Here is a 17,819-nt window from a genome sequence, read left to right as displayed (position 1 = left end):
GATGGACCTACCTCTTGGCAGGATGGATCGGGGCTTCTTCCGTGACCTCCGCCGCCTCCGGCTGCTCCGAACGGGTGAGGGTTTCGGCCGTGGCCTTCGCGGCGGTGCTCTTCGCCTCCTCGGCGGCGGCCCGTTCCACCTTCTCCGGTGTGACGAAGCGGTAGCCCACGTTGCGCACGGTGCCGATCAGCGACTCGTGCTCGGGGCCGAGCTTGGCGCGCAGCCGCCGTACATGGACGTCGACCGTCCGCGTGCCGCCGAAGTAGTCGTAGCCCCAGACCTCCTGGAGCAGCTGCGCGCGGGTGAAGACCCGGCCCGGGTGCTGCGCCAGGTACTTGAGCAGTTCGAATTCCTTGAAGGTCAGATCCAGGACCCGGCCCTTGAGCTTCGCGCTGTACGTCGCCTCGTCCACCGAAAGATCACCGTTGCGGATTTCCATCGGGGAGTCGTCGGCGGTGATCTGCTGCCGGCCGGTGGCCAGCCGCAGACGCGCCTCGACCTCGGCGGGGCCCGCCGTGTCCAGCAGCACGTCGTCGATTCCCCAGTCCGCGGTGACGGCCGCGAGGCCGCCCTCCGTGACGACGAGGATCAGCGGACAGCCGGGTCCGGTGGACCGCAGCAGCTGACAGAGCGAGCGGACCTGCGGCAGGTCGCGGCGTCCGTCGACGAGGATGACGTCGGCACCGGGGGTGTCGACGAGAGCGGGGCCCTCGGCGGGAGCCACCCGCACGCTGTGCAGCAGGAGGCCGAGGGCGGGAAGCACCTCCGTCGACGGTTGGAGGGCATTCGTCAGGAGCAGCAGTGAACTCATCGCCGCCCACCTGCCTGGGTCGTCGGTCGATGATCGTGCACGGTTGGCTCGCCCATTACGTCGGTCCTCCTCGTTCCCTGCGAGAGGGGCACTCCCGGGTCGGACCCGGGGGAGTATGCGGCACTGCTTCGTACGCTTATTCGTGCTTGTCCGTACGACGTTTCGTCATACGGGTTTTACGCGTGCGGTCCGCGCCCAGGACCGCTGAGCTTGTTGAAACGTGGCCGTAACAACGCGCGGAAAGCACAAAAGGACCCGGGGGCTGCTTTGCCCGGATCCTCTTCCCAGCAGAATAGCCCACATGAGTTCTGTGTCCGAGGGGCGATTTCCGAGTTCCTCTGTTCCCTTGATCACGCGCGGTCCGCTGCGGACCGCGTTGCGAGCCGATGACGGGGTCCTGATCGAGGCGGTGTACGACCCGTGTACGGGAGGTGACGCCGCAGACGCGGAGGCCGGGGGCGCCGGCACGGCGATCGTCGTCGCGCACGGATTCACCGGATCGGCGGACCGCCCGGCGGTGCGGCGGGCCGTGGAGGTGTTCTCCCAGCGTGCGGCGGTGGTCACGTTCTCGTTCCGGGGGCACGGGCGCTCCGGCGGACGGTCCACGGTGGGCGACCGCGAGGTGCTCGATCTGGCCGCGGCGGTGGCCTGGGCGCGGTCGCTCGGGCATACGCGGGTTGTTACGGCGGGGTTCTCGATGGGCGGCTCCGTGGTGCTCCGGCACGGGGCGCTGTATACGGCACCGAATGCACTGGGGGAGCCCGAGGGGCGCACGGAAGCGCACGGGCGGGCGCATGCGGATGCGGTGGTGTCCGTGAGTGCTCCGGCGCGCTGGTACTACCGGGGTACTGCCCCGATGCGGCGGCTGCACTGGATGGTCACCCGGCCGGCCGGCCGGGTGGTCGGCCGGTACGGCTTCCGTACCCGGATCGACCGCAAGGACTGGGACCCGGTCCCGCTCTCCCCGGTCGAGGCCGCCCGGCTGATCGCCCCGGCCCCCCTGCTGATCGTGCACGGCGACCAGGATCCGTACTTCCCGCTCGACCACCCGAGGATGCTCGCCGACGCGGCGGGCGGCGCCGCCGACCTGTGGCTGGAGTCCGGCATGGGCCACGCGGAGAACGCGGTGGACGAGACGTTGCTCACCCGCGTCGCCGACTGGGCGATGACGCGGTGAACCATGATGGAAAGCCGATGCGTGAGCTGACGCGAGACGAGAGGAGCGCCGCCATGCCCGCGGGAACGATCCGCTACTGGGCAGCCGCCAAGGCCGCGGCCGGAACCGCGGAGGAGCCGTACATGGCTGCGACGCTCAAGGAAGCGCTCGACCGGGTGCGTGAACGACACCCCGAAGAGCTGAGCCGCGTACTGCAAAGGTGTTCGTTCCTCATCGACGGTGACCCCGTCGGGACCCGGAGCCATGAGACCGTACGCCTTGCCGAGGGCGGCACGGTCGAGGTGCTCCCGCCGTTCGCAGGAGGGTGAACCACAGCACATGAGCAGCAGCGATCAGCAGCAGCCACAGCATCAGCAGCCGCAGCCGCAGTATCCGCATCCGTACGGGCAGCAGGAACCGCATCAGCGGCAGCCGCAGTCGTACGGGCAGGAGCCGCCGCCGTCGTCCTACGGACAGCAGCAGCCCTCGTACGGGGACCAGTCGTACGGCGGTCAGACGCACCCCGGGCAGGGATACGCGGACCAGGGGTACGCGGACCAGGGATACGCGGACCCCTCCTACGGGCAGCAGACGCCCTACGGGGGCGATGCGGCGATGTACGGGACGCCGCAGGGGGCGTACGACGCGCAGCCGCCCCAGCAGGCCGCCGTGTACCCGCAGCCGCAGGCGGGGGCGGACTGGGCGGCCGGTGACCAGGGCGTCGCCCAGACCTGGGAGGGCCAGACCTGGGACACCCAGTACCAGCCGACGATCCGGCCCGCACAGCCCGCACAGTCCGCGCCGACGGTTCTGCCCGCAGCCCCTGGGCAGGTCCCCGCCGATGACACCGCGTACCTGCCCCCGCTGGGGGCGTCCGGCTCGTACCCGCTGCCCCCCGAGGTCCGGAGCACTCCCGCTCCGGCCGCCCCGGCCCCCGCCCCCGCCCCCGCACAGGGCGAGGACGGCTACGGCGCGCCGACCACCCTGGGCAACAGCCGGATCACCGACGCCCAGCGGGCCCGTGCCGAGGGCCGTTCGCCGATCATCGCGCCCGGTATGCAGCCGGCCGCGATCACCGCGGGGCTCGGGCTGTTGCTCGCGCTCGGGGCGGCGGTCGGGCCGTACGCCCTGGTCGTCCCGCTCGTGCTGCTCCAGGCGGTCACCGCGGCAGGGTGGTTCCGGCTCAACGGCATGTGGCCGGCCCGCCAGGGCATCGCGCTCGCCTTCGCCGGCGGCCTCGTCGCCGATGTGGCGCTGCTCGCGGCAGGCCGGGAGAAGGGTCCGGCCGCGATCCTGGGCACCCTCGGCGTCTGGGTGCTGCTCACCGTCGTGCTCCAGCTGCGCAGCCGGGCCGGTGCCGACGAGCGGATGCAGGGGCTGATGGCCGCGGTCGCCTCGGCCGCGCTGACCGTACTCGCAGCCGGGCACCTCGCGGCCGTCCCGGACGCTGTGACGGCCGGCGGTGTGGCCGTCGCCGCCGCCGTGCTCGTCCGGGCGCTCCCGCTGCCGGGACCGGCCTCGGTCGTGGCGGCGCTCGTCGTCGCCGCGGGGGCCGGAGCGGCGGCGGGAGCCGTCACCGACCTGGGGGCCAAGGGCGCGCTGCTCGGCCTGGCCGCCGGTGGCTGTGCGCTGATCGGGCTGCGGGTGGCGAGCTATGACTACCCGTCACGCTTCGTGCACATGACCGCGGGAGTGGCCCTCCCGCTCACCGCGGCCGCCCCGGCGGTCTATCTGATCGGGCGCGCTCTCACGTAGGGGCGTACCGCGACAACCGGCATGCCGAAGCCTCCCGCGGGGAACCGACGGGGGGCTTCCGCACGTCGGTTCCCCGGGGCGTGATCGTGTGGCCGCAGTAGGCTCACGGGCGCCGGAGGTCCGGATGGACGGGGCGGGGGAGGACAGGCATGCGTGCACTGCGAATACTGCTGGTCGTCGTGGTGGTTCTGGCCGGCGTGTTCATCGCCGTGGACCGTGCGGCGGTGTATTTCGCCGAGTCGGAGGCCGCGGACCGGGTGGTGGTCTCCGGGGCGCGGACCGACTCCACGGAGGTCTCCATCAAGGGCTTCCCGTTCCTGACCCAGGTCGCCGGGTCGGAACTCGACGAGGTCGACGTGAAGGTCAGCGGAATCGAGGCGACCGCGGGCGGCCACGCGCTGCGGATCAGCAGGATGGACGCGGAACTGCGCCAGGTACGGCTGACCGACGGGTTCTCCGGCGCCACGGCCGCCCACGCCGACGGGACGGCCGTCATCTCGTACAAGGACCTGACCGAGGCCGCCTCCGAGGGCGTCGTCGTCGAGTACGGCGGCAACGGCAAGGTGAAAGTGACCGGTACGGTCACCATTCCCGTCGTCGGCCGGACGGTCTCGCGCAGTGTCCTGTCCACCGTCACCTTGATCGACGGTCACACCGTCCGGGTGCGCGCGGACAAGGTGCCGGGTGAGGGATTCCCCGGGCTCGAAAAGGTCGTACGCGAGAAGACCGACTTCGAGCGCGAGGTCGGCACCCTCCCGAACGGCCTGAAGCTGGAGAAGATCCAGCCGACCGCCGAAGGGCTGGAGATCTCCGTGACGGGAACCGACGTACGCCTCGCCGGATGACACCCGTCGCGGCCGGGTAGGCAGCGCGGTGTCCGTCCGTAGGGAAGGACCTCCTGCGGAGCAGGGATCCGGACCGATCGGGCCGGCGCCACATATTGAGACGGCGTAGTCCGTTCCGCAGATGCTCGACCGGCCCGGCGCGTCCGGCGGTGGACGCGAACGGCTCGCGCACGCATGCACATCTCGCATTCCGGACGATCGTGTCTCAATATACGACACGACGGTGACATGGCCACCCGTACATCCCTACGATCGGTGCCATGCAGTGCTCTATTAGCGGTCTCCGGCAGCGGGGACAGGCGGATCTCACGAAGCGGCGGGCAGTGGACCTGTGCCGCGTCGCCGCCATGCTCTGTCGCACTGTCTGAGCGGGATACGTCGATTTCCCGCGTCACCGGCCCTTCGACCGTTACGTCGGGGCCGTTCCGATGCCCCTCGCGCACGAGCCGAATCCGTGCCGGCACATCCGCATCACGCACCAACCTCGCATCATCTCGCCGCAGACTGCCCCGGAGGAGAACAGAATGAGCCGCAGTGACGTCCTCGTAGACGCCGACTGGGTCGAGGCCCACATCGACGACCCGAAGGTCGCCCTCGTCGAGGTCGACGAGGACACCTCCGCGTACGAGAAGAACCACATCAGGAACGCGATCCGGATCGACTGGACCAAGGACCTCCAGGACCCGGTCCGCCGTGACTTCATCGACCAGGCGGGCTTCGAGGAGCTGCTGTCGAACAAGGGCATCGGCAACGACACCACGGTCGTCCTCTACGGCGGCAACAACAACTGGTTCGCGTCCTACGCGTTCTGGTACTTCAAGCTCTACGGCCATCAGGACGTCCGCCTGCTCGACGGCGGCCGCAAGAAGTGGGAGCTCGACTCCCGCGACCTGGTCGACGGCGACCAGATCCCGTCCCGCCCGGCCACCCAGTACAAGGCCCAGCCGCAGGACGAGTCGATCCGCGCCTACCGCGACGACGTCGTGAAGGCCATCGGCAGCCAGAACCTGGTCGACGTGCGGTCGCCCGACGAGTTCAGCGGCAAGCTGCTCGCCCCGGCCCACCTCCCGCAGGAGCAGTCGCAGCGCCCCGGCCACGTGCCGAGCGCCCGCAACATCCCGTGGTCGAAGAACGCCAACGACGACGGCACCTTCAAGTCGGACGACGAGCTCAAGGCCCTGTACGAGGGCGAGCAGGTCGACCTGTCGAAGGACACCATCGCGTACTGCCGCATCGGTGAGCGCTCCGCGCTCACCTGGTTCGTGCTGCACCAGCTGCTCGGCCAGGAGAACGTCAAGAACTACGACGGTTCGTGGACCGAGTACGGCTCCCTCGTGGGCGTGCCGATCGAGCTCGGCGCCAACAAGTAACCCCGCACGACCCGGACCGGCACGACCCCCGACCAGAAGGACAGAACGCCATGTGTGGAGCAAAGGCCGGCGGCCCCGACGCTTCGACGATCAAGCCCGGTGAGACCACCATCCAGGGCAGCGTGACCCGCGACGGCGAGCCCGTCACCGGCTACGTCCGCCTGCTGGACTCGACCGGCGAGTTCACCGCCGAGGTCCCGACCTCGGCGACCGGACAGTTCCGTTTCTACGCGGCCGAGGGCACCTGGACGCTGCGCGCCCTGGTCCCGGGCGGCAGCGCCGACCGCACGGTCGTGGCACAGACGGGCGGCCTCTCCGAGGTGGCCATCGCCGTCTAGGGACGTCGCGCGACCGTCCCGGAGCCCTCGCTGCTCCGCGGATGACCGGCCGAAGGGCCGCACCCCAGGGGGTTGGACGCCTTCTGAACCGGGGTGCGGCCCTTCGCGCCGTCCGGACGGATACCTGGCTCGGGCCGGCCGGAGACGCGGTCGGGGCCGGGTGGAGATCCGGCCGGGCCAGGAGCGGCCGATCACGCGGATCAGGCCTACGCTGGATTCATGTACCGCCGTCGCCGGCGCGCCTACTTCCTGATGATGGGCGGATGCCTCGTCCTCTTCGTCTCGGCCTGGGCCTTTGTGAGGCTCTGGTCGATGCCCGCCGCCATCGCGATGTGCGTCGTGGCGATGGTCATCCCGCCCGTCGCGGCGATGGTCGCCAACCGGAAGGGTCCCGAGGACCGCTGGTGGGACGAGCCCGCTCCGGGCTCCAGGTCCCGGACCGGGCCCCGGCCGCCCGGGAAGGACGACCCGAAGGGACCCGGCGGCAACGCGGGACCCACGGGCCCGACGGGCCCCACCGGTGATCCGGAGTCCGACGCGTGGTGGGACGAGCTCGACGGCAAGAGGAAGCGCCGCCGCTGACGGACCGGCCCGGTAGGAAGGGTCCCGGTAGGAACAGTCCGGTCGGTTACCGGCCCGGTAGTTCCTCCCCGGTCGGTTACCGGCCCGGTAGGAACAGCTCTGGTCAGTAACCGGCCCGGTAGGAACAGGTCCTTGTCGGAACAGCCCCGGCCGGTACCCGCCCGGTCAGTAGACGAGCGCCTGCACGCCGTCGGCCATGATCTCGCTGACGAAGACCTGAGCGCCGGCGATCCGTACGCCTTCCAGAACGTCCTGCTCGGTGATGTCGCGGCGGGCCGCGCACTGGGTGCAGAGCGTGATCCGGCCGGCCGCCTGGATCGACTCGATGAGATCCGGCAGCGGCGCCGCGTGCGGGAGTTCGAACTCGGCGGCACGCCCCGGCAGGGCGAACCAGGCGGACTCCCCGGTCAGCCAGAGCGAGACCTCCACGCCGCTGGCGACGGCGACCGCCGCCACGGTGAACGCCTGCGAACAGCGCTCGGCGGAGTCGGCGCCTGCGGTCACCTTGATCACGAGCTTCTTCGGCATATGCCGAACTGTAATCCTCCGCAGCACAACCTCACCGGGGGGCGGCAGGTCAGTGCTGTGTGCAGGTAACGGAATCTGCGCCTCAGGTCTCAAGGGGGGACCCATTGTGAACCCGAATGACGCGGTTCCTGACGGGCCGGTCCAGTCGTTCACGCAGGTCGGGGCGGCGGATCAGGCAGTGGTGAAGGAACGCGCTCCGGAGGAGAACGCTCCGGAAGGAAGCGCTCCGGAAGTGCCCGCGCCCGTGTCGCCGCCGCTCGAAGTACCGGCGCCCGCGCCCCTGTCGCCGCTGCCGAGGAGCCGTCCGGTCCGCAGGCCGTCCCGGCGAAGCGGCGCCCGCGCGGCCGTACGACGCTGATCGTCACCGCCGCCGCGCTGCTCGGGATCGCCGGTGGCACCGCTGTCGGCTACGAAGTGCAGGCCGGGCGCGCCCCGACCCCGCTGGCCGCGCTCTCGCAGCCGGATCTCGCGTACCCGGCCAAGGCGCTGCCCGCCGGCCATGAACCGGACCCGCTGCCGGCGTCGCAGGACCGCCGGGTCCGGACGGACGGCGATCTGCGCAAGCTGATCGCTCCCCGGCCGGCCGGGTGGCAGGACGACAAGAGCCCGTCCACGCTCACGAAGGACGGGTGGATGGGCGTGGAGGACTACGTGCTCGGCTTCGAGGACGAGGACTACATGTACAGCGCCCTCCTGGAGAGGGACATCCGCCGGGTCGCCGCCAGGGTATGGAAGAAGGATGAGGACCGCACGGCCGGCGTCTGTCTGGTGCAGTTCCACTCCGGCGCCGCGGCGGCCTCGCACGCGGAGGACCAGCGCTCGTACATGCCCGACCCCGAACACGGCGCGGGCAACGAGGGCTCCGCGCTCAAGGGCAGCGCCACCGGCCGCTACTACGTCTTCCCGGTCGAGCGCGAAGCCGGCTATCTGCCGCTCTACCACGCCAGGGCGATCTTCCACCGGGGTGACGTCATGGTCGACATCAACATCTTCGACAGCTCGTCGATCAGCAAGAAGGACATCCGGACGCTGGCCGAGCGACAGCTGGAGCGCCTGTGAACGACGACGTGACCCTCCCGCCTTTCCCCGGCCCCGCACCCGAGACCGAGGCCGAACGCGCGCCCGCCTCGCTGAACACAGCCGCACCCGACCTCGCCCCCGAGCCCGCCCGGAGGGGCAGGGCCCGCCGGGTGGTCCTCGCGACGGTCCCCGTCGTGCTGGTGCTCGCCGCGGTCGCCGGCTCGGCCGTGTACACGAAGGCGACCGTCGACGGGGCGGACCGCACGGTCGGTACCGCTCTCTGGCAGAAGCCCGCGCACGGACCGGGCAAGGACCCGGCCGGGGACATCGCGCGAGGACGGGCCTCCACCGGGATGAGCAAGCTGCTGCTGCCCGTTCCCGCCGGTTACCGGCTCGGCCCGGACTCCGGGGCGTACGGGAACGACGCCGAGCTCAGCGGACCCGCGGCCACCGCCAAGATGAAGGAATCCGGCCGAGGACTGTCGGGCAGGAAGCGCCGGGAGTTCGAGAAGAGGCTCGACAAGCTGCATGTGCGAGGGGTCGGCATCCGGACGTACGCCTCGAACGACAACGACCTGGTCGTCGTGACCCAGTTGGTGCGGGTGAAGGACAGGAAGGCCGTCCGGGACTCCTACGGATTCCAGACGGGCCTCTTCGGGAGCGTCGGCATCTTCCGCAAGGGTCCGTCGGTCAGTGGCCACGAGAAGAACGCCACCTGCTACCTGAAGCCCAAGAACGGCAAGCTGCGGATCGAGGGCATGTTCTGCATGGCGTACGAGGGCGAGGCGATGCTCACCTTCACGGCGTCCGGGACCAAGCCCTTCGACAGGTCGGCCGTGGCCGAACTGGTGAAGGACCAGCTCAACCACATCACGTCCCCGGGGGAGTACGTATGACCGAGCAGACGCCCGCACCGGCCCCTGCCGGGACCGCGCCGGCCACCGACCCCGCACCGGCCCCCGCCGATCCCGCACCGGCCACCGACCCAGTGCCGGCCCCTGCCGGGACCGTGCCGACTCCCCTCCCGCTGCCGCAGCAGCTTCCGCCCGTACCGGCCATGCCGCCGCTGCCACCCCCGTCGCCCCTGCCGACCGCCGCGCCCAGGCCGCCGCGCCGGGTGCTGCGGGCCGTGGCCCGGTGGACCGTCGCCGTGCTGGTACTCGCCGGGGCAGGTGCCGGTACGGCGTACCGGATCACCTCGATGGAACGCACCGACGTGCCGGGGCTCGCCACCGAGGGCGACGGCCGCTGGGAGTACCCGCGGCTGAGCCTGCCCGCGCTGCCGGCGGGCGCGCCCCGCCCCTTCAGCGAGGGCAACACGGCCGAGACCCACCACGCCGACCTGCGCGAACTGCTGCTCCCGGCCCCGGCCGGAGCCACGGCGGACAAGAAGCTGACCGGTGGCTGGGTGAGCACCCGGCAGTTCGTCTCGGAGTACGCGGAAGCCTCCCGTGCCGATATCACCGACACCCTGCGTGACGGGGCTCTGCGCCACATCGCGGCACGCGGCTGGACCATGCCGGACGGCACGTCGAGCCGGGTCTATCTGCTCCAGTTCAACTCGGCGGCCGACGCCGACGCGTTCCGCGACAGCCGCTTCATCGGGTCGACGGGCGGTGATCCGCCGGCCGGGGCCGCCACGACGGAGCTCGACGAGGCGTGGTCGGGCGGCGGGAAGGTGGCGGACACCGCGTCGTACGTGTACGCCGAGCCGAAGCCCTATGGCGCGGCCCAGGCCCGGCAGGGCTATGTGATCGCGGGCGACACCGTCGCCCTGGTCACGCAGTCCCGCGAGGGCGGTGGCGGGACGCCACGCGTCCCCTTCCATCAGACGCTGATCCTGCAGAACCAGCTGCTGGGCTGAGCCGCCCCGCGGCACGCCCCGAACCGGCGGGCCGGGACCCCACCCATTAGGCTGGGGCCCGGCCCTGTACTGCCGCCATACCGCTCGTTCAAGGAGCTCCCGTGCTTGAGGCATTCTTCTCCGCCCTGCTGGTCCTGGTCTGCGTCGGCGTTCTCGCCTTCGCCGGCGTGACCGTGAAGAAGCTGTACCAGGGTCAGCGCTAATCCCTCTCCCGTTCCCGGCGTCCCCGCCTCCCGCCTCACAGATCGTCTGAGCCGCTCATGATCGAGATCCCGTCCGACCTCCACCCGGACCTCGTCCCGCTGGCCTTCCTCCTGGGCAACTGGGCGGGCGCGGGCGTGTCCGACTTCCCCGGTGCCGAGAAGTGCAACTTCGGCCAGGAGGTCTCCTTCAGCCATGACGGCCGGGACTTCCTGGAGTACACCTCGCACTCCTGGGTGCTGGACGCCGAGGGCAACAAGGTCAGGCCACTGGAGTCCGAGTCCGGGTACTGGCGCATCGACAAGGACCGCAAGGTCGAGGTCGTCATGGTCCGCGACCAGGGCGTCATCGAGATCTGGTACGGCGAGCTGGGCCACCAGAAGCCGCAGATCGACCTGGTCACCGACGCGGTGGCCCGGACAGCGGCCTCCGGCCCGTACAACGGGGGCAAGCGGCTCTACGGCTACGTGAAGAGCGACCTCATGTGGGTGGGCGAGAAGTCCACGCCGGAGGTCGAGCTGCGGCCGTACATGTCGGCGCACCTGAAGAAGGTCGTCACCCCGGAGGAGGTCGCGGCGATGGCGAAGAGCCTCGGTGACCTCCCGGACGACGGAATCGCCTTCTTCAAGTAGCCGCGAGTAGCCGCGAGAAGCCGCGGGGCCCCTCGGGAAGCCCGTTTTGAGGGGGGCCGTCCCGAGGTTCGTTCCGCGGTCCGTCCCCGGACCTGTTCCCTGGTTCGTTCCGGCGGACACCCCTGGCCGTGCGTCCACCCGGACCTACACTGGAGCCTGTGGTGAGCACCGACTGGAAGACCGATCTCCGGCAGCGTGGGTACCGGCTGACGCCGCAGCGGCAGCTTGTCCTGGAAGCCGTCGACACACTGGAACACGCGACGCCCGACGACATCCTCTCCGAGGTGCGCCGGACCGCGTCCGGCGTGAACATCTCCACCGTGTACCGGACCCTGGAGCTCCTGGAGGAGCTGGATCTGGTCAGCCATGCCCATCTCGGCCATGGCGCTCCGACGTACCACCTGGCCGACCGCCACCATCACATCCATCTGGTCTGCCGGGACTGCACGAACGTCATCGAGGCCGATGTCGACGTCGTCGCCGAGTTCACCGAGAAGCTGCGCGGCATGTTCGGCTTCGAGACGGACATGAAGCACTTCGCGATCTTCGGCCGCTGCGCGGAGTGCGCGGCGAAGGCGGCCGATACGGCTCCGGAGCCGGCGCCCGGTCCGTAGTCCGTGGGGGATCTCCGGAGTCCGCGGGGGATCTCCGGGTCGTACGCTGGTCGCATGAAGAGCCCCCTGCTGTCCCTGCCCGGCGCCGTCCCCGCCGAGGGCCGCGACGAAGGCGTCGCCGCGCACTACGGCGACCTGTTCCGCGAGCAGCGCGCCCTCGCCGACGGATCCGGTCTCGTCGACCTCTCGCACCGAGGTGTCGTGACCGTCACCGGGAGCGACCGGCTGGCGTGGCTGCACCTCCTGATCACCCAGCACGTCAGCGAACTCGCCCCGAACCAGGCCACCGAGGCCCTGGTCCTCACGTCGAACGGGCACATCGAGCACGCGCTGTATCTCGTCGACGACGGCGAGACCGTGTGGATACACGTCGAGCCGGGCACCCGGGGCGAGCTGATCGCCTATCTGGAGTCGATGAAGTTCTTCTACCGGGTCGAGGTGGCCGACCGCACCGAGGACTTCGCGGTCGTGTACCTGCCGGCCGGTTCGATCGCCGAGGTGCCGGACGGTGCCGTAGTACGGGAGACGGCGTACGGCCGCGACCTGTTCCTGCCCCGCGAGAGCCTGGAGGCGTACGCGGCGGCGCACGGCCCGGTCGCGGGGGTGCTGGCGTACGAGGCGCTGCGCGTCGAGGGCCACCGCCCGAGGCTCGGGTTCGAGACCGACCACCGCACCATCCCGCACGAGCTGGGCTGGATCCCCGGCGCCGTCCACCTCCAGAAGGGCTGCTACCGGGGCCAGGAGACCGTGGCCCGGGTCCAGAACCTCGGCAAGCCGCCCCGACGGCTGGTCTTCCTGCATCTGGACGGCAGCGAGGTGCTGCTGCCCGGACACGGCACCCCGGTGCGGCTCGCCGCGGACGGGGCGGAGGGCCGTCAGCTCGGCTTCATCACCACGTCCGCCCGCCACCACGAGCTGGGGCCGATCGCCCTGGCCCTGGTGAAGCGGAACGTGGCGGTCGACGCGGAGCTGCTGGCCGGCGACACGGCGGCGTCCCAGGAGACGGTCGTCGAGCCGTAGACCGTGCCCGGCAGGGCGGGCGGCCGGGGAGCTCAGCCGCGGCGACCGCCTCCCGGGCGCCCCGCCCGCCGGTTCAGACCTCGACGATGACGGTGAACGGGCCGTGGTTCGTGAGCGAGACCCGCATGTCCGCCCCGAACCGGCCCGTCTCCACCCGCGCGCCCAGGGCCCTCAGCTGCGCCACGACCTCGTCGACCAGCGGCTCCGCGATCTCGCCGGGTGCCGCGGCGTTCCACGTGGGTCTGCGGCCCTTCCGGGCGTCCCCGTAGAGAGTGAACTGCGAAATCACCAGAAGCGGCGCATTCACATCGGAGCAGGACTTCTCGCCCTCCAGAACGCGGACCGACCAGAGCTTGCGGGCGAGCTGGGCCGCCTTCTCCGCGGTGTCGCCGTGGGTGACTCCCACCAGCACACACAGCCCCTCGCCCACGATTTCGCCGACGACCGCCGAACCGCCGCCCTCGCCCGCGGCGTCCGCCACCGTGACGCTCGCGCCGTCCACCCTCTGTATCACTGCACGCATACAGACCAACCTATCTTGGGCTGAACGGGTACAGAGCAACCCCATTGGGCTCCTCGGAGTGGCACCATGCACACAGGCGGTGCGCCGACGCACCGGTCGAGGGGATGGACACAAGCATGAGCATGCATGGAACCGGGCAGTCCCCGGGCGCACCGCCGGTCACGCGCCCCGGCGCCGACAACAGATCCGGTACGAGTACGAGCACGATGCGCCCACCCGTGCAGCGGACCGGACACGGTTCCGAGGACGGGGCCGCCGGCTCGCCCCCGCCGGATCTGGGTGTTCTGCGGCTGCCGGAGCTGCGCACACTGCGGCGGGAGTCCCAGCGCGACGAGGCCGACCTCAGCTATGTGCGGCGGCTCGTCCAGGGGCGGATCGACATCCTGCGGGCCGAGCTCGCACGGCGGCGGGACCCGGAGTCCCCGGTGGTGGACCGGCTCCCGGAGATTCTCGCGGACGCCCCGTCGCTGCACCGCTCCTCCGCCAGGCACGTCACGCTGAGCACGCCGCGCAGCGACGAGTACCGGCAGCTGGCGGCGGAGACGCTCGCCGAGGTCGGACTCTCCGATCTCGACGCCCGGACGGACGAAGAGCTGCACACCGCCATGGGACGGCTGGTCCGCTACGAACAGCAGGTTTCCCGGCGCCGGTACCGGCTCCAGCGCACCGCGGACGATTGCAGTGCGGAGATCGCCCGCAGGTACCGTGACGGGGAAGCACAAGTAGACGACCTGCTCGCCTGAAGCGATCCTTCCGGGGGCGGGTCCCGCCCGTCCCCGGAAGGCCACCATGACCTCCAGCGCAGCCCCGTCGTCCCCGTCCGGCATATCCGACGGCCTGTCCGGCGGCGCGTCCCACGGCCTGTCCGGCAGCACATCCGACGGCCTGTCCGGCGCGGCTCCCGGTGTTTCCGGCCTTCCCGGCCTTCCGGTGCTTGCCGAGGTCGTCCGGTCCGGCTTCGTCGAGGGGCACCACCGGGGCTCCCTGGTCGTGCTGGCGGCCGACGGCAGCGTGGAGCTGTCCCTCGGTGATCCGTCGGCCCCGGTCTTCCCGCGTTCCTCCAACAAGCCGATGCAGGCCGCGGCAGTGCTGCGAGCCGGTCTGGACCTGTCCGGGGAGCGGCTGGCGCTGGCCGCCGCGAGTCATTCGGGCGAGGGCTTCCACCTCGATCTCGTACGCAGGATGCTCACCGAGCACGGGCTGTCGACCGACGATCTGCAGACCCCGCCCGATCTGCCGCTGGACCCGGTGGAGGCGGAGGCGTATCTCGCCGCCGGTCACGTCCGGGAGCGGATCACGATGAACTGCTCGGGCAAGCACACGGCGATGCTCGCGGTGTGCCTGCGCAACGGCTGGGACACGGCCACCTACCTCGACCCGGCGCACCCGCTCCAGCGGCTGGTCCTCCAGGTCGTGGAGGAGGCGGCGGGCGAGCAGGTCGCGGCGGTCGGCACGGACGGCTGCGGGGCGCCGTTGATGGCGCTGTCGCTGGTGGGTCTGGCACGGGCGTTCCGTACGTTCGTCACGGCGGAGCAGGGCACGGCCGAGCGCCGGGTGGCGGACGCGATGCGCGCCCACCCCGAGTACGTGGCCGGCACCCGGCGCCCCGACACCTGGCTGATGCGGGAGGTGCCGGGGGCGCTGTCCAAGATGGGCGCGGAGGCGGTCCAGGCGGTGGCGCTGGCGGACGGCCGGGCCCTGGCCTTCAAGATCGACGACGGTTCGACCCGGGCGCTGGGCCCGGTGCTGGCCCGCGCACTGGGGCTGCTCGGCGTCGACGCCCCGGTGGTCCCGCGGATCGGCCGGGCGCCGCTGATGGGCGGCAGTGAGCAGGTCGGGGAGGTCCGGGCGGCGTTCTGACCGCCGGGCGGGCCACCCGAAAAGACGGTGACATGAGTGTTCCACCCGCCTAGCGTTGGACGGATGAGCACCCTCGGCATTCTCGACATCCGCCCCATAGCCGAATCCGAACTCCATGACTGGCTGCGCGCCCTGAACACCGGTTTCCTGCGCGCGCCGACACCGTCGGACGAGGAGGTGGCGGGGCGGTTGCCGTACCTGGACCTGGCGCGCACACAGGGGGTGTTCGACGAGGGGCGGTGCGTGGCGACGTTCCGCTCGTTCGCGCAGGAGCTGACGGTCGTCGGCGGCGCGACGGTGCCGACGGACGCGGTCACCAATGTGACGGTGTCGCCGACCCATCGGCGTCGCGGGCTGCTGACGCGGATGATGGCCACGGACCTGGCGGCGGCGAAGGAGCGCGGGGACGTGGCCGCGACACTGATCGCCGCCGAGTACCCGATCTACGGGCGGTACGGCTTCGGCCCGGCGACCTGGACCACGGAGTGGGAGGTCGACGTCCCCCGCACGGGCCTCGACCCGCACCGCCGGGTCCCGTCGGCCGAGGACGGCGGCCGGATCGATCTGGTGGACGGTGCGGAGGTGCGCAAGGTGGGCGCGGCTCTGCACGACCGGCTGCGGGCGAGCCGGCACGGGGTGGTGAGCCGGGGCGACCGCTGGTGGGACATCAGCACCGGTCAGGCGCTCTTCCCCAACGACCCGTGGACCGAGCCGTTCTACGCCGTCTACCGGGGGCCCGACGGCACGGTGGACGGTCTGCTGGTCTACCGCGCCGACGACCACTGGGGCGATGCCAAGCAGCCGCTGAACCGGGCGACGGTGCGCAGCCTGATCGCGGCGACGACGGCGGCGGAGCGGGCGCTGTGGCACTTCCTCTGCTCGGTCGACTGGATCGCCACGATCCGTACCGGCCACCGCGCCCCCGACGACCTGCTCCCGCTCCACCTCCCCGACCCGCGTGCGGCCCGCGTGGTGACCCACGCGGACTTCATGTGGGTCCGGATCCTCGACGTCGTACGCGCCCTGGAGGCCCGCACCTACACGGTCCCCGGCTCCCTCGTCCTGGACATCCACGACACGACGGGTCTCACCGCGGGCCGCTTCCACCTGGAGGCCGCACCGGACGGTGCCACCTGCGTCCCGACGACGCGTTCGGCCGATCTGGCCATGGACGTAAGGGAGTTGGGCACGCTCTACCTGGGTGACGAGTCGCCCCTGCGGCTGGCGGCCCTGGGCCGTGTCGAGGAGCTGACCCCGGGGGCGGCGGCGAAGGCGGACGCGGTACTGCGGGCGGGGCGGCGGGCCTGGTGCCCGGATGTGTTCTAGGGGGTGCGGACGCGTTCTGGGGGGCGCGGCCGGATGCGGCACGGCGGCTGCCGCGCCGCCGCGTCACGAACCCGCTGGACGATTCAGCGCGTACACGGTGACCGGACAGCCGTCCAGCTCCTCCTCCCGCCGAGGTGAGAAACCGAGCCGCTCGGCCACCTTCACCGACGGCAGGTTCCCCGGCTTGATGAGGGCGGTGAAGTACTCGGCGTCGAGACCGGCGAAGCCCCATTCCAGGCAGGCACGGGCTGCCTCGGTCGCGTATCCGTGCCCCCAGTGCCCGGCTTTGAAGACCCACGCCACCTCGACCTCGTCGAACTGCGGCCAGTACTGCAGGCCGCATCGCCCGATGAACTCGCCGCTGGACCTGAGCTCCACGGCACACAGGCCGTGCCCGCGTTCGGCCCACTGCCGCTCGATTCGGCCGAGCCGTTCCAGCGCCTGCTGCGGGGAGTAGCTTCCGACGAATCGATTGACTCTCGGATCGGCATGAAGATCGACGAACGCGGGAGCATCCGAGGCCGAGAGAGGCCGCAGAGAGAGCCGTTCTGTCTCAATCATGGCGTCGAGCATAGGGCGTGCCGTCAGCCGGGGGCGAAGGAGATTCGGCCCCCGGACCGAAGGAGTTTCGGCACCTGGACGGAAGGAGATCGGTCACCCGGGCCGTAGAGATCCGGACGCGTCGCACGGGGCGAGGCGCCAGACTGCGGCCACCGAGTCGGGGCAGCCGCCCGCCCCCTCCGCTGCGGGGCGGCGGTGCCGTGAACGAACGGCTGCGGCCCGGCCCCGCCGCAACGGGCCTCAGACGATGTCGAACTCGTTGCCCTCAGGGTCCTGCATGGCGGCCGCGCAGAGCCCCGTCTCCGGCTCGTCCCTGATCCGCAGCACGGTGGCGCCGGCTTGGACCAGCCGTTCCGCCGTGGCCTTGACCCGCTGGGCGCGGATGTCCAGCGGGACGTCGAGGCCCCCACCGACCTTCAGGTCGAAGTGCCACCGGTTCTTGACGGCCTTCTCCTCCGGCACCTGCTGGAACCACACTCTCGGCCCGCGGCCCGACGGATCGACGATGGACTCCGGGACATCCCCGGCACCGTCCGGCAACTCCGCCTCGGGCACACCGGCGGCCGTCCAGTAGGCGCGCCAGGTGGCGTGCCCGCTGGGGGGAGGCTCCGGCACGTAGCCCAGGGCCTCGGCCCAGAAGGCCACCATCCTCCGGGGATCGGAGCAGTCGATCGTCAGTTGCACGGTCATCTCCATGCCCGGAGCGTCCCAGACAGGTCTGACATTGATGCTGATACTGAGGTTCCGGTGGCTGTGGCTCTGGGTCTGACTGACGCCCTGCTGGGCTGTCTTCCGGTTGTACTGTCCAGCCGC

General features: G+C 71.2%; 22 protein-coding genes. 17 read left to right on the top strand and 5 right to left on the bottom strand.

Translation table 11 applies throughout. The features are described 5' to 3' along the window. Positions 1-7 precede the first annotated feature (7 nt). Complete coding sequence (locus ACZ4LX_RS34805) at positions 8-811, bottom strand: response regulator transcription factor (protein WP_467650652.1); 804 nt, start codon at positions 809-811, stop codon at positions 8-10. Positions 812-1,112: 301 nt separating this feature from the next. On the opposite strand from ACZ4LX_RS34805, the gene ACZ4LX_RS34800 reads away from it, so the two are divergent. The 8 genes from ACZ4LX_RS34800 (at position 1,113) to ACZ4LX_RS34765 (ending at position 6,857) form a co-directional block, all read left to right on the top strand. After that, positions 1,113-1,988 (top strand): alpha/beta hydrolase, encoded by an 876-nt coding sequence (locus ACZ4LX_RS34800; RefSeq protein WP_467650651.1) that lies wholly within the window; start codon positions 1,113-1,115, stop codon positions 1,986-1,988. 53 nt (positions 1,989-2,041) lie between these two features. Further along, positions 2,042-2,296 (top strand): MoaD/ThiS family protein, encoded by a 255-nt coding sequence (locus ACZ4LX_RS34795; protein ID WP_467650650.1) that lies wholly within the window; start codon positions 2,042-2,044, stop codon positions 2,294-2,296. A 10-nt stretch (positions 2,297-2,306) separates the two neighbouring features. Further along, on the top strand, positions 2,307-3,722 hold the full coding sequence (locus tag ACZ4LX_RS34790) for a hypothetical protein (RefSeq protein WP_467650648.1): 1,416 nt from the start codon (positions 2,307-2,309) through the stop codon (positions 3,720-3,722). 149 nt (positions 3,723-3,871) lie between these two features. Beyond that, on the top strand, positions 3,872-4,567 hold the full coding sequence (locus ACZ4LX_RS34785; RefSeq protein ID WP_467650647.1) for an LmeA family phospholipid-binding protein: 696 nt from the start codon (positions 3,872-3,874) through the stop codon (positions 4,565-4,567). Positions 4,568-4,827: 260 nt separating this feature from the next. Further along, positions 4,828-4,935: a putative leader peptide gene (locus ACZ4LX_RS34780; protein WP_351392369.1), complete on the top strand. Its 108-nt coding sequence runs from the start codon at positions 4,828-4,830 to the stop codon at positions 4,933-4,935. A 156-nt stretch (positions 4,936-5,091) separates the two neighbouring features. After that, a complete protein-coding gene (locus ACZ4LX_RS34775; protein ID WP_467650646.1) occupies positions 5,092-5,937 on the top strand; it encodes a sulfurtransferase in 846 nt (281 codons plus the stop codon). Between the two features lie 50 nt (positions 5,938-5,987). Next, entirely contained in the window at positions 5,988-6,275 is a 288-nt protein-coding gene (locus ACZ4LX_RS34770) for a DUF1416 domain-containing protein (protein WP_018490348.1), read from the top strand. A 219-nt stretch (positions 6,276-6,494) separates the two neighbouring features. Beyond that, positions 6,495-6,857 (top strand): DUF3099 domain-containing protein, encoded by a 363-nt coding sequence (locus tag ACZ4LX_RS34765; RefSeq protein WP_467650645.1) that lies wholly within the window; start codon positions 6,495-6,497, stop codon positions 6,855-6,857. 165 nt (positions 6,858-7,022) lie between these two features. On the opposite strand, the gene ACZ4LX_RS34760 is transcribed toward ACZ4LX_RS34765, so the two are convergent. Beyond that, positions 7,023-7,385, bottom strand: a complete 363-nt coding sequence (locus tag ACZ4LX_RS34760) for a DsrE family protein (protein ID WP_467650644.1) — start codon at positions 7,383-7,385, stop codon at positions 7,023-7,025. A 414-nt stretch (positions 7,386-7,799) separates the two neighbouring features. On the opposite strand from ACZ4LX_RS34760, the gene ACZ4LX_RS34755 reads away from it, so the two are divergent. The 6 genes from ACZ4LX_RS34755 to ygfZ all read left to right on the top strand — a co-directional run bounded on the left by ACZ4LX_RS34755 (position 7,800) and on the right by ygfZ (position 12,736). Next, positions 7,800-8,444 carry a hypothetical protein gene (locus ACZ4LX_RS34755; protein WP_467650643.1) on the top strand — a complete coding sequence of 215 codons (645 nt, stop codon included), beginning with the start codon at positions 7,800-7,802 and terminating at the stop codon, positions 8,442-8,444. Then, complete coding sequence (locus ACZ4LX_RS34750; protein WP_467650642.1) at positions 8,441-9,301, top strand: hypothetical protein; 861 nt, start codon at positions 8,441-8,443, stop codon at positions 9,299-9,301. Before ACZ4LX_RS34755 ends, ACZ4LX_RS34750 begins: the two co-directional genes overlap by 4 nt. Further along, positions 9,298-10,269, top strand: coding sequence for a hypothetical protein (locus tag ACZ4LX_RS34745; protein WP_467650641.1), 972 nt, complete (start codon positions 9,298-9,300; stop codon positions 10,267-10,269). Before ACZ4LX_RS34750 ends, ACZ4LX_RS34745 begins: the two co-directional genes overlap by 4 nt. Before the next feature lie 260 nt (positions 10,270-10,529). Continuing rightward, positions 10,530-11,102 carry a heme-binding beta-barrel domain-containing protein gene (locus ACZ4LX_RS34740; RefSeq protein WP_350998230.1) on the top strand — a complete coding sequence of 191 codons (573 nt, stop codon included), beginning with the start codon at positions 10,530-10,532 and terminating at the stop codon, positions 11,100-11,102. A 158-nt stretch (positions 11,103-11,260) separates the two neighbouring features. Continuing rightward, entirely contained in the window at positions 11,261-11,716 is a 456-nt protein-coding gene (locus tag ACZ4LX_RS34735; RefSeq protein WP_467650640.1) for a Fur family transcriptional regulator, read from the top strand. A gap of 54 nt (positions 11,717-11,770) precedes the next feature. Next, positions 11,771-12,736, top strand: coding sequence for a CAF17-like 4Fe-4S cluster assembly/insertion protein YgfZ (gene ygfZ / locus ACZ4LX_RS34730; protein WP_467650639.1), 966 nt, complete (start codon positions 11,771-11,773; stop codon positions 12,734-12,736). A 73-nt stretch (positions 12,737-12,809) separates the two neighbouring features. On the opposite strand, the gene dtd is transcribed toward ygfZ, so the two are convergent. Next, entirely contained in the window at positions 12,810-13,259 is a 450-nt protein-coding gene (gene dtd, locus ACZ4LX_RS34725; RefSeq protein WP_467650638.1) for a D-aminoacyl-tRNA deacylase, read from the bottom strand. A gap of 116 nt (positions 13,260-13,375) precedes the next feature. Here dtd and ACZ4LX_RS34720 point away from each other — a divergent pair, with 116 nt between their 5' ends. The 3 genes from ACZ4LX_RS34720 (at position 13,376) to ACZ4LX_RS34710 (ending at position 16,445) form a co-directional block, all read left to right on the top strand. After that, a complete protein-coding gene (locus tag ACZ4LX_RS34720; RefSeq protein WP_467650637.1) occupies positions 13,376-14,002 on the top strand; it encodes an RsiG family protein in 627 nt (208 codons plus the stop codon). Between the two features lie 46 nt (positions 14,003-14,048). Continuing rightward, positions 14,049-15,119, top strand: a complete 1,071-nt coding sequence (locus ACZ4LX_RS34715) for an asparaginase (protein ID WP_467650636.1) — start codon at positions 14,049-14,051, stop codon at positions 15,117-15,119. A 63-nt stretch (positions 15,120-15,182) separates the two neighbouring features. Further along, complete coding sequence (locus ACZ4LX_RS34710; protein WP_467650635.1) at positions 15,183-16,445, top strand: GNAT family N-acetyltransferase; 1,263 nt, start codon at positions 15,183-15,185, stop codon at positions 16,443-16,445. A 63-nt stretch (positions 16,446-16,508) separates the two neighbouring features. Here ACZ4LX_RS34710 and ACZ4LX_RS34705 read toward each other — a convergent pair whose 3' ends face one another. Together ACZ4LX_RS34705 and ACZ4LX_RS34700 are read right to left on the bottom strand one after the other, a co-directional pair. After that, positions 16,509-17,006, bottom strand: coding sequence for a GNAT family N-acetyltransferase (locus tag ACZ4LX_RS34705; RefSeq protein ID WP_467650634.1), 498 nt, complete (start codon positions 17,004-17,006; stop codon positions 16,509-16,511). Positions 17,007-17,246: 240 nt separating this feature from the next. Next, positions 17,247-17,702 (bottom strand): VOC family protein, encoded by a 456-nt coding sequence (locus ACZ4LX_RS34700; protein ID WP_467650676.1) that lies wholly within the window; start codon positions 17,700-17,702, stop codon positions 17,247-17,249. Positions 17,703-17,819 lie beyond the last annotated feature (117 nt).

The organism is Streptomyces sp. NPDC026062, assembly GCF_055568375.1.
This window is presented reverse-complemented; position numbering and strand designations above follow the sequence as displayed.